Source organism: Shewanella sp. VB17 (assembly GCF_013248905.1).
Classification (GTDB): Bacteria; Pseudomonadota; Gammaproteobacteria; order Enterobacterales; family Shewanellaceae; genus Shewanella.
This window is the reverse complement of sequence record NZ_JABRVS010000001.1, coordinates 3414983-3430742: the sequence shown is the minus strand read 5'-3', so window position 1 is coordinate 3430742 and position 15760 is coordinate 3414983. Positions and strand designations below refer to the sequence as shown.

The window sequence follows — 15760 nt, the reverse complement described above, 5'->3', positions numbered from 1 at the left end:
CAGGTACATGCTAAGTCGTGTCAACATGGAGCTCGATATGCTTGCTAATTTAAAATTGAAAAGCCAATTATTATTAAGTTATGGGGTGATTTTGCTATTTATGCTGCTCATTGCTGTGGTTGTGTCTTTGAGTATTCAGTCGTTACAGGATGATGTTGATTGGGTAGAGCATACTCATAGCGTATTAGATAAATCAGCTAAAATTGAAATTACTGCCGTTGGTATGGAAACTGGAATGAGGGGATATTTACTGGCAGGTAAAAATGATTTTTTAGATCTTTATGATAAAGGTGATAATACTTTCCATGAGTTAGTGATTCAGCTCGCATCTGATGTCGATGATAACCCAGCACAGGTAAAATTACTGAATGAAATAGCAAGTACCATCGATGAATGGCAGATTGAAGTGGCCAACCCTATGATCACTTTAAGAACTGAGATAGGTGATGCCAAGTCGATGAATGATATGGCTGAAACGATTAAAAAAGCACGAGGTAAAGAGTATTTTGATCAATTTAGACTTAAAATTAGTGCGTTTATAGCCCATGAAAAAGAGTTGGCTGACAAGCGTCATAAAGAATTAAAGTCTAGTACTAATACCAAAAATATAAAAAAACTAGAAGCATTAGAAGTTCATTCCTATCAGGCTATTCGTTTGGCGCAAAGCATATTAACAGCAGCCCTTGATATGGAAACTGGCATGCGTGGTTTCTTGTTAGCAGGACAAACACATTTTCTTGAGCCTTATAAAAAAGGATCAGCTCTGTTTCATCACTTGATTGATGAGTTATCTTTATTGGTTGCCGATGATCCACAGCAAGTTAGATTGCTATTGGCAAGTGAAAGAATCATTGATATTTGGATTGATGACGTGGCTAAGTCGCAAATATTATTACGTGAAGAAATAGGCCATGCTAAAACCATGGACGATATGGGTGATCTGGTAGGACTGGGGAAAGGAAATATTTATTTCAATAAGTTCCGCAGTCAGATTCAAACCTTTAATAACATAGAAAGAAACCTATTAAGACAGCGTCAAATATCATTAAAAGCGACTGAATCTTTAGTCGTGTTCATCACACTATTGGGCACATTACTAGGTGTAGCAATTGGGGTTATTGTTGCGTTTAGATTAACACGACACATTACTAATGTATTGGGCGGTGAGCCTGCTTATATCGCTAATATTGCTAGGCAGGTTTCCAATGGTGATTTAGGGGGAGATGTTAACGAAACTGCTAATGCTCAGGGTATTTTAGCGGATATGCAGTTGATGTTGATAGCACTAAAAGAGAAAACTCGTTTAGCAGAAAGAATTGCCGTTGGGGAGTTAGATCAAGTGGTGACTTTGGCTTCTAATAAAGATGCTTTAGGCATAGCATTAAAGCTGATGATTAAAAATTTAAATGAAGTTGCCGATCAAGCTGATGCAATCGCTAAGGGGGACTTTTATCAGCAGATTATCATTAAGAGTGAAAAAGATCGTTTGAACACAGCATTGGATGAAATGAAAGCGCAAATAAAAGAGAGAAATGCTTCTTTATCGAGTATTTTATGTCTTAATAAAGGAATAGTGAATACCGCTATCGATGGTATTATTTCAATGAAAGAGAATGGATGTATTGTTTCGGTCAATGCTGCAACAGAGCAAATGTTTCAATATTCCGCTGAATTTCTCATAGGTAAAAATATTAAAGTATTAATGCCAGATCCGTACCATTCAGACCATGACCATTATCTTAGTCAATATAAAGCAACGGGAACGAAAAAAATGATAGGTAAGGGTCGTGAAGTCATGGCGCTTCGTCGTGATGGCAGTACATTTCCGATATTTCTTTCTGTTGGTGAAATAAAGCAAGGGGATGATAATTTATATACTGGCTTTATTCGAGATATTACTAAGGAAAAACAGTTTGAGCTTGATTTACAAAGAAGTAATCAAGATTTACTGCAGCAAAATGAAATGAAGAGCCAAGTATCTCGCATTAACGAGTTGACCCAAGGGGCTTCAAATCTAATGGTAATGGCTGATAACATCATTTCAGCAATGGCTGAAATGATGCAAGCAGGCCATGGGGTTATCTATACTTACGATGATTCAAATAAAGGCTTAAAACTGTCAGGGAGTTATGCATTCAAGGAAAGGAAGGCTGTGTTGCCCTTTATTGTTGTGGGTCAAGGCTTGGTGGGTCAATGTGCTAAAGAGCAAAAAACCATACTATTAACTCAAGTGCCTGAGGATTATATTCAAATCAATTCAGGACTGGGTCAAGGGAGTCCTCTTAATGTATTGGTGGTACCAGTTTTGTTTGAAGAAGAGTTGATAGGTGTTATTGAACTAGCTTCATTTCAACATTTTACTTCAAATCAGCTTGATGTTATTGAACTTATTTGTAGTAACTTAGGGATAGTGTTTAATAATTTGCGTAATCAACAAAAAACACAGACGCTTTTAGTTGAGACCCAAAATCAATCAGAGGAATTACAAGTACAGCAGGAGGAATTGAGGAGTTCAAATGAAAGTTTGTTAGAACAAACCCAACTACTTAAAACCTCGGAAGAGGAATTAAAGCTGCAAAGTGAAGAGCTGAAAGTTTCTAATGAAGAGCTGGAAGAAAAGCAGGTATTTCTTAAGCGTCAAAAAGATGAAATTGAAATTGCGAAAGAAGATCTCACGATTAAAGCGAATGAATTGGCTCTTGCGAGTAAATACAAATCTGAATTTTTGGCTAATATGAGTCATGAATTAAGAACACCACTCAATAGTCTATTGTTACTCGCTAAGAGCTTGGCGGATAATAAGAATCAGCATTTAGATGAAACCGAAGTTGAGGATGCAAAAATCATCTTCGATGGAGGTAATAATCTCCTGTGTTTAATTAACGATATTATGGACTTGTCAAAAGTTGAAGCGGGTAAATTAACCGTTCATATAGAAGATGTTAGCTTAAATGTATTATGTCGAAATATAAAGCAAGTATTTGATCCAATAGCTAAAAGTAGAGAATTAACATTCAATATCGATATTGATAAGCAATTGCCTGATATCATTACTACTGACGGATTACGCGTTGAACAAATATTGAGAAACTTACTGTCTAATGCGTTTAAGTTTACTGAAATAGGCAGCGTGACATTGAAAATTAGCAGCTCTGCTGCAGATGTACATTTTTTGCATAGCACTTTGGACGTTAGTAGTGCGTTGTCATTTACTGTGCTGGATACGGGTATTGGCATACCGAGTCATAAATTACAGCCGATTTTTGAGGCTTTTCAACAGCAAGATGGTTCGACGAGCAGAAAGTATGGTGGAACTGGATTAGGATTGACGATTGCGAGGGAGTTGACTCGCTTATTGGGAGGTGAGATTCAGCTTAAGAGTGTTGTCGAACAAGGGAGCACATTTACTTTATATCTCCCTAATACCTTTGATATTAAAGGGGTAGAAGAGAAAATAGATGATGATGGGATTGTTTCAGATGTGAAATTTACAGCCCCATTAGAGGAAATCGAATCAAATGCCGAACAAGCGGCTCTAGTGACCTTGCCCCAAGATTCGACTTTGCAACCCTATCCTGAATTTATCCCTGATGACAGAAAAAATTTAGTCACAGGTGAGCGTACGCTACTCATCATTGATGACGATCCTATTTTTGCTAAGATATTACGCGATCATGCTCAAGAGCATGGTTATCAATGCTTAGTTGCAGGGGACGGGCGCACGGGGATTTATCTAGCACAAGAATATGAACCGGATGGGATTATTCTTGACATTATGTTACCAGATATTGACGGTCATCAGGTGTTAGAACAGCTTAAGTTTAGTCTTAAGACGCGTAACATCCCTGTTGAAATTATTTCTGCACATAGTGAGGATCATCATCAGGCTTTAGTGCAGGGAGCGATAGGCTTACAGACTAAACCCGTTAGTCAAGAAACGCTATTAAGTGTGTTTGATCAAATTAAGGCTTTTTCTTCTTCAGAATTACGTCATTTATTGGTTATCGAAGATGATGCAGGCAATCAAGCTTCGATAGTGAGGTTGTTAGAGGGCTGTGATATCGATATTAAGTGTGTTGATAATGGTATTGACGGGGTTAAAGAGGTGTTGTCGGATCAATATGACTGCATTATTTTAGATTTAGGCTTACCTGACATTAGTGGCTTTGAGGTTTTAAAGCAAATAGAGAACAGTGAATTAGATCGAGTACCACCAGTGATTATTTATACGGGTAAAGAAATCACAGATGAGGAGCAAGATGAACTGAATCAGTTTTCATCAAGTATAGTGATTAAAGGAGTGGGTTCTGGTGAACGATTACTTGATGATATTTCACTCTTCTTACATGATATCGAATCACGATTTGGCGTTGATAGTCAAAAAACCATTAATATGCTTCATGATGAAGATAGTATGTTTTTAGGACGTAAAATACTCATTGTCGATGATGACATGAGAAATACTTATGCTTTGTCGAAAAGTCTCATCGAGGTCGGATTTGAAGTCGACATGGCTCATAATGGGCAAGAAGCTGTGGATCAATTAGCAGAAGATAAAAGCTTTGAATTAGTGTTAATGGATACCATGATGCCGGAGATGGATGGCTACGCAGCGACAAAGTTAATCAGAGATATGGGACATTATATCAACCTTCCAATCATTGCTTTAACAGCGAAAACGATGCCGGAGGATAGAGAGAAGTCACTGCAAGCTGGTGCATCAGAATACCTGACTAAACCTATCGATTTCGAAAAACTGCTATCTATTATGCGAATTTGGTTGTTTAAGCATTAAGGGAGCGTAAATATGCTAGTGATGAAGCTAGAAGATATGCAAGAGTTTGAAGTAAATCAATTACTCGAAGCAATAAACTTCCGTTATGGTTATGATTTTAGAGATTATTCTAAGGCTTCTCTAGAGCGAAGAATTCTACATAGAATGCAACAATCAGAGTTAAATTCAATTTCTGAAATGCTACCAAAAGTGATGCATGATCCTGATTTTTTTGCATTGTTTTTACGTGATATGTCAGTGACAGTGACTGAAATGTTTCGTGATCCAAACGTGTTTCATAAGCTTCGTCAAGAAGTCTTCACGCAACTGAAAACCTATTCGAGAGTCAATATTTGGCATGCTGGTTGTGCAACAGGGGAGGAGGTTTATTCTATGGCTATCATGCTTAAAGAAGAAGGCTTACTTGATCGGACGAGAATTTATGCCACCGACTATAATAATCATTCCCTAGATATCGCAGAAAAAGGAATATATTCGGCTGACAAAATGCAACTTTATACCCAAAACTATCTCGCAGCTGGTGGAACTTCATCGTTTGCAGACTATTATCAGGCTAAGTTCGGCTCAGTCAAAATAATCGAGTCATTGAAACAACATATTACTTTTGCAAATCATAACTTAATGAAAGATCAATGCTTTGCAGAAATGCACTTAGTTGTATGTCGTAATGTACTGATTTATTTTAACCCTAAATTACAAGATAGAGTGCTGAGTTTGTTTAAAGAGAGTTTGATTTCCAGAGGTTTTCTATTGCTAGGAGATAAAGAAACACTTGAATTTAGTCAGGTGAGCTCATTTTTTGAAGCTTTTTCTCATAAAGAACGTATTTTTAGGCGGCTTATTCATGTATGAAGCCATAGTCGTGGGGGTTTCTGCTGGAGGTTTACATGCTCTGACTCAAATTTTACCTTGTTTACCACCTGATTATCCTATCGCCGTGCTTATCGTACAACATCGTTATCGAGGTTCAGATCATTTTTTGGATGAATATTTAAATCAACTGTCTGCTGTAACGGTAAAGGAGGCCGAGCCTGGAGAGCCTATTTTACCTGCTCATGTGTATATTGCTCCTGCAGGTTATCATCTTCTGGTTGAAAGGGATAAAACATTAAGTCTAAGTATCGACCCTCCGGTTAACTTTTCAATTCCGTCTATTGACGTATTATTCCAATCGGCAGCGACTTGCTACAAAAATACTCTAATTGGGCTTATACTTACTGGAGCAAATTCAGACGGAAGTCAGGGGTTGAAGATGATCAAGGAGTATGGAGGGTATGGCATAGTCCAAGATCCTCATACCGCAGAAGTCGATGTGATGCCTAGAGCCGCGATAGATTTGGTTGAGGTTGATAAGATCATTGCTTTAGATGAACTGGGACATTTTTTGGTGCACGGTTTATTTGACATAAAAGTTGATGTCGGCGATGAACTTCATGAGTGAGTTTAGTTCTAAGATATTAGTCGTTGATGACGAGCCCAATAATCTTAGGGTTTATGAGCGAATATTGGCCCCATTGAATTTAGATATTATAAAGGCGTCTTCGGGTTTGAAGGCGCTGGCTATTGTTCATAAGCATGATTTCTTTCTTATCCTCATGGATGTTCAGATGCCAGGTATGGATGGATTTGAAGCTGCTTCACTTATCTTAGATCATCCGAAGACATCCCATATTCCTGTGATATTCATTACTGCATTTGCTCGAGATGAAGCATTTGAATTTAAAGGTTATATGAATGGTGCAGTTGACTATTTGGTTAAACCGATTAATGACGAAATTCTGAAAAGTAAAGTGGGCGTTTTTTTAGAACTTTATAAAGATCGTGTTAAGTTAGACATGGCTTTTAAAACAAAGAAAAAGGCAGAAGAAGAACTAAAAGTACATAAAGAAAACCTTGAAAAAACGGTCAAAGCAAGAACAATAGAGTTACAAGATTCCATTGAACATTTACTACTAAGTCAAGATAAGTTGGTTAAAGTTGAAAAAATGGCGTCTTTAGGGCGTTTGGTCGCAGGAGTTGCACATGAGCTTAATACCCCTATTGGAATTTGTGTTACGGCTGCATCCTTTATGGAAGAGGATACGCGTCGACTGCATAACAGTTTTGATGATGACACGTTAAATGCCAGTGATTTTGACAACTTTTGTGAATCATCCATTAAAGGGTCTGAAATACTACTCTCTAATTTAAGTAAAGCGACGAATTTGATTAAGAAATTTAAATTGATAGCAGTCGATGTATCGACGGAGGCATTAACTGAGCTGCATGTGATAGCACATATAGACACTATTTTGGTTGAAATACTCCCTGCTTTGGATCTTACCCATCATCAGATAACCATAGGAGGAGATAAAGACTTGATCGTGGAGAGTTATCCTGAGACATTGAAGCAGGTATTGAAAGAGTTGATGCTTAATTCTATCACACATGCATTTGAGAAAGATGTCGATGGTCGCATATCTATCGAAATAACCAAAGAAGAGGATAAAGCTCGTCTTTGTTTTCGTGACGATGGACTAGGGATGGAAGCAGAAACATTATCTATGGTCTTTGAGCCTTTTTTTACGACTTGTCGAGGTTCAGGTGCGAGCGGTCTAGGGCTATATATTGTATTTAACTTGGCGACTCACGTACTTAAAGGTGAAGTGACTTGTCACAGTCAAATAGGTCAAGGGACAGAGGTGACGATCATTTTTCCAATTAAACATGGTTATTAAATAATGTTAACATGAAACTTGATTAACGCCAGATTTTCTCCTCTCTTAGATCCTACTCATTGGAACAGTCAATCAGATGATAAATGATGAACACTTTATGCTTCGTGCTCTTGAGGTTTCTAAGCAAGCTTTGCCATTATGCCGACCTAATCCACCCGTTGGTTGTGTGATTGTTGAAAATGGGCACATTATCAGTGAGGGGTTTACTCAACAACCGGGTTTTAATCATGCAGAAGCCCAAGCGATTTCGCTTCTTAAGGATCAAGACTACCATTATGAGCAACTGGAACCCTGTTCTTTTGTTGGTAAGACGCCTTCGTGTGCGCATCACTTAACAAGTTTAGGTTTTGGTAGAGTTGTTGTTGCAATGATTGATCCAGATCCTCGCAATAGTGGCCATGGTTTAGCAGTATTAAAACGTGCAGGTATCATCGTTGATGTTGGTGTGTGTGAAAATACGGTCTTTCATTTTTTAACGCAGTATTTAATAAGAACCGTTAATCATATTGACTGATATTTACCGATCCACAGAATTAGTTTATGTAGATGTGATTCAAATCTTGCTAAACCACTGAATATACACTCTGACTGAGTGTTTTTATTGTATCTTCAACCTCAGCTAAACTTTGTATAAAGTGTTCTAGATTGTGGGCAGCCCCTATGCTTATTCTAATATGGTTGTCGTGGTTATCGAAGTCATCACCATTGCGGACTAATATTCCCTTGGCAGCGAGTGCTGTGACGACATGATGAGCTTTTAATGGCGGATTGAGCTTTAGCCAGCCGTTGAGCCCTCGCCAGCGGTGCTGTAAACCTAAGCGATCACCCATGGCGATAGCCAAAGTTTGTCGTTCGCGGATGAGTTTATCTCTGTCGCCGTTAAGGGCAGGGGTATTGATTAAGCGGGTGGCGATTTCCATGTTGAGTGATGATACCATCCAGCATTGGCTGTGTAATGCCAGTTTTACTGGGCTTATCAAGGGCTCTGGTAATAAGATAAACCCCTGCCGCAGACCCCCAGAAAATATTTTAGACAGGCTAGCAAGATAGATAACTTTTGCTTGAGCTTGCGTTGAATGCGCTTGAGCTTGTTGCCATAAAGGGGGATGCCACTCTTCGGGTAAACAGTAATTAACATCATCTTCGAGAATGTAAAAATCATGCTCTATGGCCAATGACAGTAAAGCTTGACGTTGAGCTTTACTGTATTGGATGCAAGTTGGGTTTTGATTATTCAGTGTTAGGTAGAGTAATTTGGGCTGATGTTTATCAATCAATATTTTTAATGCTGTGAGATCTAAGCCTGAGTCAGTGAGTGGCATAGACACAGAGTGAAGCCCCAATTGTTTGGCAGCGACTCTGATCCCAGGATAACAGTTTTCCTCATACATTAAGAGATCGCTATCATTGAGTAGGCCATTTAATATTGAAAATAGCCCTTGCTGCGCGCCATGACTAAAAATGATCTGTTTAGCTTGTTGCATAATGCCGCGGGATGTCAGCCAGTGATGAAAAGCTTGCTGTTGGTGAGGCAGAGGATCGGCTTGATAACCCATTATTTGATTTAATGTGGTGGGATCTTTAGCAATGTCGGTGAGTACATCACTGAGCGCTGTAGTTTGATTGGTCAGAGGAGGCTGGCAGGTAGCAAAATTTACTTTGCTAGAAAGTAGTGGTTGAGCTTTAGCTTTGACATAAGTCCCATCACCGATCCGTGCTTCAACATAACCTCGCTGCTCTGCGAGTGCATAAGCGCGAGTAATTGTCCCTATGGTGACACCAATCGTATCAGCAAGCTGTCGTTGTGGAGGTAACTTAGTATTGGTGATGAGTTCACCTGACTGAATGGCTTGTTCAATCGTCTGAACAATACGCAGATACTTAGGACCTATGAAGCTATTGAGATCTAACCCCCATATTGTACCCATAACAATAAATCCATTGAATAATGATAAATTGCCGTTATTATACCTATCGAACTTAAATTGTGTCAATAATTGTATGCGTACAATTGTTGGTTTTACATTAATATATTTTCTAATATAACAGAGGCAAGTGAATGATGCAGGAGACACTGTGGACCTTAATGCTATCGGCCGCATTTTTTTGTGCGACGATGACGATGACACCGGGGCCTAATAACATATTATTGACTCAATCTGGTGCTAGTTATGGCGTCAGACGTACCTTACCTCACATTATGGGGATTAGAATGGGGCAGACTTGTCTGCATGGCGCTATTTTGTTAGGACTTGGTACCCTGTTTGAGACTTTTCCAGTGTTGCACTTGTTACTTAAAGTGCTGTCAATAGGGTACTTATTTTATTTAGTCTATCGGATCTCGACGGCTTCAGTGGATGATAAAGCCAGTGCAGAAGAGGGCGCTCCTATGACGTTTAAGGAGGCTGCTCTGTTTCAATTGATTAATCCCAAAACGTGGATGTCAACCATTACCTTATGCAGTGCCTTCACTGCCACTGGCGATGCTTATTGGTTTAGCGGTATATTGGGTATTCTAGTGTATAACCTTGTTGGATTTCCGGCGTCATTGACTTGGGTGTTTCTTGGTGCAGCTATCGGTGAACAATTAAATACGTCACGGCGGCGTATGCAGTTTAATTGGGGAATGGGTTTTTTACTGCTGTTAACTATTCCACTGATTGTTAAATAACAAGTCAGCTTGATTAGCTATTATTTGGGTTTATTTAATAGAGGATGTATATGAATGTGAAGATACATATTATCGATGCTTTTACTGACGTGAGGTTTAAGGGAAACTCAGCGGCGGTGATCATTATTGATAGTTGGTTGTCAGATGAGCTGATGCAATCCATTGCTAGTGAAAATAATTTATCAGAAACAGCCTTTGTTAAGCGCTTTACATCCGAGGAATATCAGATCCGATGGTTTTCTCCTATCACAGAGATTGATTTTTGTGGCCATGCAACGCTTGCAGCATCATTTGTTATTTTTAATGAAAATCAATATGTTGACGAGATTAAATTTACTGCAAAAGCGGTGGGTGAATTGACCGTGACTAAAGGTGAGGATGATTATATTCAGATGTGTTTCCCTAATCGTGCTCCTAGACAAGTCCATGATATTCCGCCCGCGTTACTCGAGGGGTTATCGATCGCGCCTATTGAAGTGCTCATCAATGATCAGGCGTACATTGCCGTTTATCAGGATGAAGCCGATGTTCTCGCTATTGAAAAGAATGATGAGCGACTTAAGTTGTTGGCACCTTTTGATATTGCAGTTACAGCAAGGTCGCGTACAAGGTCGCAAAAATATGATTTTGTTTCCCGTTACTTTTGGCCTGCAAATGGTGGTGGTGAAGATCCTGTTACAGGATCGATACATGCTGGTTTAGCACCTTATTGGTCACAGATATTGTCTAAAAATACACTGACGGCGTATCAAGCTTCAAAGCGGGGCGGTCTACTTTTATGCCGTATAGAGGGAGATAAGGTATTTGTCTCTGGTAAAGCGGTTCAATATTTAGAAGGGGTTATTACTTTATAATGCGATTTTAATTATATATTTAAGCAGTGAAGAGGCTAAAAATTTTATTGTTTAGCCTCAGTTATTGAACCGATGACATGCTCTTTTTTTATGAAGCTAAATCCCATTTAGCAATAATAAACAGATCGTTAATGTCTATGTCTTCTTGGCCAGGAATGGCTTTACGCTGTATATCTATAATGGTAAACCCATTCATTTCTAAGTGATGGCATAAATGTTCAGCTTGATGGTAATGGATATAAACTTGATCGCCACTGCTTGAGGCCTCAAGTTTAGATTTTGTGTATTCTCCTTCCATGGTGCTGAGGTAGATAACGCCCTCTTTTTTTAACAGTTGTGTCGCATTCTTTATTAACTCCCCAGCATCTTCTTTAGTGATATAAGGCAGGAAAAATCCACACATAATAGCGTCATATACTTGTTCAATCTGCCCGATATCGCGGCAATCCATCACTTCAAAGTGGGCGCTGGGGTTATTCTCTTTGGCTAATTTAACCATATTTGGCGCGAGATCGATGCCATGAAGGCTAATGTCATTACATTTGTCAATTAAGAAACGACTGATATTGCCTGGACCACAGGCTATTTCGAAAATGTTAGGACAGGGTTTTTGATTGACTAGCTCACAAAAAAGCTCGAAGGTATCATCATAAAGCTTTAAGTCCATGTATTTATCTTGGTATTTCTGGGCTAGTTTATTGAAGGTGTTGACGCTAATGGCATATTTATCCACGATGATTCCTTGTTAATGCTTATTAATTTATTTTAACTCTGTAGTGGTTAAGTCAGCATATCATTTTTTAAGTTGGTTATTCGTTATTTATTGAATAAAGATTGCAATAGAAATTCAAGTAAATTAATCATGTTGGCGTGAACGAGAAAAGGTTGTATTGTGCTATAAATAATTTTTTCGTTATTCATATTATGTGGTTTCGTATATCAATTAATAAAGACTTAAATAGATATGATGAATAAGATAAGGTGTTGGTTATTTAACTGGCCCATGAATAAGATGTTAGTAGGTTATAATAAAAAATAAGGAAGTAAAATAATGAAATTAAATATTATAAGTGGATTAGTTATCGCAGTAACAGCAATCAATGCACACGCATCTTTGCTGACCGAGTCTCAATTAAGCCAACAAACACAATATGTCTCTAACGACATATACAGTGGTATTCCTGTCATGGGGGCATGGCAATATGCGACTGGTCGGGGTGTTGTGATTGCCGTTATTGATACGGGTATTGCCGACCATGTCGATCTTAACCTAGTACCAGGTTTTGATATGGTGTCTTATTTTAGCGAGGCAGATTTAGAAAATGACGGTGATGGTGGACGAGATAATGATCCCACTGATAATGGTAACAATGGTGATTATTTTCAGTGGCATGGTCTTTCTGTTTCTGGGGTTGCCGCGGCTAACGGGGGAACGCTTGGTGGTATTAAAGGCGTCGCATACGATGCCAGCATTTTACCGATAAGGGCCATGGGGCAATGTTCAACGATCACGGTTAATGGCAAAACGGGACAAACCTGTTTTGCCATTGGAGACATCATTGATTCTATATATTGGGCGACGGGGAATAGAAAAGAGGATGGCAGAAAATGGGTCACGAACGCCCCGTTTAATCCTCATCCAGCCAATGTCATCAATATAAGTCTTACGGCACGTGGTACCTGTGATCCTAGGTTACAAGAGGCCGTTGATTTTGCTATTGGTAAAAACATTACGATTGTCGCAGCAGCGGGAAATCACAAATGGAATGAATCTAATGTTGAGGAAACTTATGCTGAAAAATTTCAACCAGCTTCTTGTCAAAATGTCATTACTGTTGCCGCGACTGGGTTATTACAACGTCATTTAGATATTAGTAATGTATGGGGACAGCAAGTTGATTCGATTAATGTGATTGATATCGCAGCGCCAGGTCGGCTATTACACACTTTATCTAACACGGGAAAGTCAGCTTCAGAATACGATAAATATGCACAGAAGACTGGCACGTCATTTGCGGCGCCTATGGTCGCTGGCACAGCGGCTTTGTTATATGAAATTAACCCTCAGGCGACAGTCGCCGATATACGAAATGCAATGATGAATACAGCAAATTCATTAGTGTGCCCCGAAAAGCATTGTGGATCAGGTGTGTTAAATACTGAAGAAGCGGTAAATTACATGGTTGAAAAAATCAATACTAACGATTAGTGAGATAATATTCATCAAAGTGATTCATGGCGGTAGGCCAACGTCAATAAATGCCTTGTATTGGATCTCGTTGATCAGATAGCCAACAATCTGATCAACTTATTGCATTGTTGAGATGGTTATATTATACCAATAGACTCACGGTGAATTAGTCATCTCGTGTGAGCACTTCTAATAGCTCAATCTCGAAACTAAGATCTGAATTGGGCTTGATATGGGCGCCTATCTCACGTTCACCGTAAGCGAGATGAGAAGGGACAAATAGTTTACGCTTACCTCCCACTTTCATGCCTATTACCCCTTGATCCCAACCTTTAATCACACGGCCTGTACCGATGACGCACTGGAAAGGACGGCCTTTATCGTAAGAAGAGTCAAATTTAGTGCCGTCTTGTAAAAACCCCTCATATTGGGTGGTAATGAGTGCACCTTTAATCGCTTCTTTACCCTCTCCAATTATCACATCTGTTACCGTTAATTCTGAAGCCATGATTACCTTAATTACTTTTGTTGATGGATCTGAGTGGATAATATTTAATGCATTTATATCATAAAGTAGCGGTGTATGATGATTAATATGTCAATCCTGTATGCCGGTACCAAATAAAAATTGCTGTTCACTTTCGAGCCAAGTAGGGTATTTTTTCATAATGTCCATAAAAGGATCGCTAATTAAATGATCTGTTAGCCAGCGTTGAACATTGGGGTAAGGGGCGGTGTTGAACCCGTTTTTATCAACATGGGCAAATTGGCGCACGAAGGGATAAATAGCGTAGTCGGCGATACTGGCGGTATGACCGAGCAAGTGATGATGTTTTGTTAGAAGGCTTTCTAATTGGGAAATGAATATCTCACCTTGTTTACGGTAATAATCTTGACTGTATTCAGGATACCTGTCTGCATATTTATACTTGTCTAACCAAGGCTTAAATGTATCGTCATTATGTTTTATCAAAGCCATGGCAGTGGCTTGCAGGGCCGGAAGTTGGCTGAGTAATATGTTTTGAGGGTCATTCTTCCTTAAGGCCCAGATCATTATATCCAGACTTTCATCGATCACTTGCCCGTTTTGAGTGATGAGTACAGGCACTGTTCCCTTAGGGGATGCGGCTAACATGGCTTCAGGTTTATGCTTAAGGATGATCTCCCTTAACATGACTTGTGCGCCGGAGAGAACAATACCAAGTCGGGCGCGCATGGCATAAGGGCAACGCCTAAAAGAATACAGGGTAGCTAAGGGCATAATGTTCTTGTTGGTCATTGAGGATGCGACTATATTGTGGTTTTTTTTATTAAAAAACAATGTTGATTACTGACTTTACTTTTTTATCTGTTTATTTTTGTGAGAGTCAGGTAAAATTTACCGCGTTTTTTATAGGCTTGCTTTATTGAGTCAGGTTATTATCGAGTAAATATGCACTGGAGGTTAAGCTCCAGCAAGCAGTAGAGGTTTGTATGTCACCCGTTGTCGTTTGTGCACTTTATAAATTCGTTTCATTACCCCATTTTGAATCGCTACAAAAACCGTTATTGGCGGAGATGGAAAACTCTGGCATTAAAGGCACGTTATTGTTAGCCAATGAAGGGATAAATGGTACCGTTGCTGGCTCACAAGTGGCAATAGATAATTTGCTCGTTTGGCTGGCTGAGCAACCAAGTCTTGATAAGATAGTACACAAATTTTCATTTGATGATGAGATGCCTTTTTATCGTACTAAGGTGAAACTTAAAAAAGAGATCGTGACCATGGGCATTGAGGGGATTGATCCTTTAAAAGTCGTGGGGACGTATGTTAAGCCAAAAGATTGGAACCAGCTCATTTCAGATCCTGAAGTATTGCTGGTGGATACGCGCAATGAATATGAGGTTAAAATTGGTACCTTTAAAAATGCGGTTGATCCTAAAACTGATACGTTTCGCGAGTTTCCTGCTTATGTCAAAGCGCATTTAGATCCTAGTAAGCATAAGAAAGTGGCTATGTTTTGCACTGGTGGGATTCGTTGCGAAAAATCTACGGCCTACCTCAAAGAGCAAGGTTTTGATGACGTTTATCATCTTGAAGGTGGTGTGCTTAAATACCTAGAAGAAGTTAAGCCAGAAGAAAGCTTGTGGCAAGGTGAGTGTTTCGTATTTGATAATCGAGTTGCTGTCAATCACAATTTAGATAAAGGTCAATACGATCAGTGTAATGCTTGTCGTATGCCAATTACAGCAGCTGAAAAAGCCACTGAAATGTATGTGCAAGGCGTCAGTTGCCCACACTGTTTTGATACCATTTCAGATAAACAACGTGAACGTTTTGAAGAGCGTGAACGTCAAATGCAGTTGGCTGAAAAGCGTGGTGAAGCTCATATTGGCAGCGATGTAAGAGATGTTATTGAGACTCGACGCAGCCACAAAGACAGGCAAAAAAAAGCCCAGCTCACGCTAAATAAAACCCACTAGAGCTCAGTTCGTATCTCGCCAAATGGACCAATAATTTTGGTCCATTTATCCCATTAAATCGATACTTTT

13 protein-coding genes are annotated in these 15760 nt (G+C 39.2%); 9 read left to right on the top strand and 4 right to left on the bottom strand.

Annotated elements, in window-relative coordinates; translation table 11 throughout:
• Positions 1-37: 37 nt before the first annotated feature.
• From HQQ94_RS14700 to HQQ94_RS14680, 5 genes are all read left to right on the top strand, one after another.
• Positions 38-4795: a CHASE3 domain-containing protein gene (locus tag HQQ94_RS14700; RefSeq protein ID WP_173295120.1), complete on the top strand. Its 4758-nt coding sequence runs from the start codon at positions 38-40 to the stop codon at positions 4793-4795.
• A 12-nt stretch (positions 4796-4807) separates the two neighbouring features.
• Positions 4808-5647: a protein-glutamate O-methyltransferase CheR gene (locus HQQ94_RS14695; protein WP_173295119.1), complete on the top strand. Its 840-nt coding sequence runs from the start codon at positions 4808-4810 to the stop codon at positions 5645-5647.
• Positions 5640-6236 carry a chemotaxis protein CheB gene (locus tag HQQ94_RS14690; RefSeq protein WP_173295118.1) on the top strand — a complete coding sequence of 199 codons (597 nt, stop codon included), beginning with the start codon at positions 5640-5642 and terminating at the stop codon, positions 6234-6236. Before HQQ94_RS14695 ends, HQQ94_RS14690 begins: the two co-directional genes overlap by 8 nt.
• Positions 6229-7512 (top strand): hybrid sensor histidine kinase/response regulator, encoded by a 1284-nt coding sequence (locus HQQ94_RS14685; protein ID WP_173295117.1) that lies wholly within the window; start codon positions 6229-6231, stop codon positions 7510-7512. Before HQQ94_RS14690 ends, HQQ94_RS14685 begins: the two co-directional genes overlap by 8 nt.
• Before the next feature lie 76 nt (positions 7513-7588).
• On the top strand, positions 7589-8026 hold the full coding sequence (locus tag HQQ94_RS14680; protein ID WP_173295116.1) for a bifunctional diaminohydroxyphosphoribosylaminopyrimidine deaminase/5-amino-6-(5-phosphoribosylamino)uracil reductase RibD: 438 nt from the start codon (positions 7589-7591) through the stop codon (positions 8024-8026).
• Between the two features lie 49 nt (positions 8027-8075).
• On the opposite strand, the gene HQQ94_RS14675 is transcribed toward HQQ94_RS14680, so the two are convergent.
• Complete coding sequence (locus HQQ94_RS14675) at positions 8076-9440, bottom strand: PLP-dependent aminotransferase family protein (protein WP_173295115.1); 1365 nt, start codon at positions 9438-9440, stop codon at positions 8076-8078.
• Positions 9441-9574: 134 nt separating this feature from the next.
• Between HQQ94_RS14675 and HQQ94_RS14670 the strand changes: the two genes are divergently transcribed.
• Positions 9575-10183 carry a LysE family translocator gene (locus tag HQQ94_RS14670; protein ID WP_173296662.1) on the top strand — a complete coding sequence of 203 codons (609 nt, stop codon included), beginning with the start codon at positions 9575-9577 and terminating at the stop codon, positions 10181-10183.
• Between the two features lie 50 nt (positions 10184-10233).
• Positions 10234-11037 carry a PhzF family phenazine biosynthesis protein gene (locus HQQ94_RS14665; protein WP_173295114.1) on the top strand — a complete coding sequence of 268 codons (804 nt, stop codon included), beginning with the start codon at positions 10234-10236 and terminating at the stop codon, positions 11035-11037.
• A gap of 88 nt (positions 11038-11125) precedes the next feature.
• On the opposite strand, the gene HQQ94_RS14660 is transcribed toward HQQ94_RS14665, so the two are convergent.
• The gene (locus tag HQQ94_RS14660) at positions 11126-11770 is read right to left on the bottom strand and encodes a class I SAM-dependent methyltransferase (protein ID WP_173295113.1); all 645 of its coding nucleotides are present in this window, start codon (positions 11768-11770) and stop codon (positions 11126-11128) included.
• A gap of 318 nt (positions 11771-12088) precedes the next feature.
• Between HQQ94_RS14660 and HQQ94_RS14655 the strand changes: the two genes are divergently transcribed.
• Entirely contained in the window at positions 12089-13246 is a 1158-nt protein-coding gene (locus tag HQQ94_RS14655) for a S8 family serine peptidase (RefSeq protein WP_173295112.1), read from the top strand.
• 148 nt (positions 13247-13394) lie between these two features.
• Here the strand turns inward: HQQ94_RS14655 and HQQ94_RS14650 are convergent, their stop codons facing one another.
• Both HQQ94_RS14650 and HQQ94_RS14645 read right to left on the bottom strand, forming a co-directional pair.
• A complete protein-coding gene (locus tag HQQ94_RS14650) occupies positions 13395-13736 on the bottom strand; it encodes an FKBP-type peptidyl-prolyl cis-trans isomerase (protein WP_173295111.1) in 342 nt (113 codons plus the stop codon).
• Positions 13737-13826: 90 nt separating this feature from the next.
• Positions 13827-14489 carry a glutathione S-transferase gene (locus HQQ94_RS14645; protein WP_173295110.1) on the bottom strand — a complete coding sequence of 221 codons (663 nt, stop codon included), beginning with the start codon at positions 14487-14489 and terminating at the stop codon, positions 13827-13829.
• Positions 14490-14701: 212 nt separating this feature from the next.
• On the opposite strand from HQQ94_RS14645, the gene HQQ94_RS14640 reads away from it, so the two are divergent.
• Complete coding sequence (locus HQQ94_RS14640; RefSeq protein WP_173295109.1) at positions 14702-15691, top strand: rhodanese-related sulfurtransferase; 990 nt, start codon at positions 14702-14704, stop codon at positions 15689-15691.
• Positions 15692-15760 lie beyond the last annotated feature (69 nt).

Bases quoted from the DNA above. Each gene is read 5' to 3' on its own strand.
- HQQ94_RS14650 (WP_173295111.1), bottom strand. From the start codon at position 13,736: ATGGCTTCAGAATTAACGGTAACAGATGTGATAATTGGAGAGGGTAAA.
- HQQ94_RS14665 (WP_173295114.1), top strand. From the start codon at position 10,234: ATGAATGTGAAGATACATATTATCGATGCTTTTACTGACGTGAGGTTT.
- HQQ94_RS14675 (WP_173295115.1), bottom strand. From the start codon at position 9,440: ATGGGTACAATATGGGGGTTAGATCTCAATAGCTTCATAGGTCCTAAG.
- HQQ94_RS14680 (WP_173295116.1), top strand. From the start codon at position 7,589: ATGATAAATGATGAACACTTTATGCTTCGTGCTCTTGAGGTTTCTAAG.
- HQQ94_RS14700 (WP_173295120.1), top strand. From the start codon at position 38: ATGCTTGCTAATTTAAAATTGAAAAGCCAATTATTATTAAGTTATGGG.
- HQQ94_RS14655 (WP_173295112.1), top strand. From the start codon at position 12,089: ATGAAATTAAATATTATAAGTGGATTAGTTATCGCAGTAACAGCAATC.
- HQQ94_RS14640 (WP_173295109.1), top strand. From the start codon at position 14,702: ATGTCACCCGTTGTCGTTTGTGCACTTTATAAATTCGTTTCATTACCC.
- HQQ94_RS14690 (WP_173295118.1), top strand. From the start codon at position 5,640: ATGTATGAAGCCATAGTCGTGGGGGTTTCTGCTGGAGGTTTACATGCT.
- HQQ94_RS14695 (WP_173295119.1), top strand. From the start codon at position 4,808: ATGCTAGTGATGAAGCTAGAAGATATGCAAGAGTTTGAAGTAAATCAA.
- HQQ94_RS14645 (WP_173295110.1), bottom strand. From the start codon at position 14,489: ATGCCCTTAGCTACCCTGTATTCTTTTAGGCGTTGCCCTTATGCCATG.
- HQQ94_RS14670 (WP_173296662.1), top strand. From the start codon at position 9,575: ATGCAGGAGACACTGTGGACCTTAATGCTATCGGCCGCATTTTTTTGT.
- HQQ94_RS14685 (WP_173295117.1), top strand. From the start codon at position 6,229: ATGAGTGAGTTTAGTTCTAAGATATTAGTCGTTGATGACGAGCCCAAT.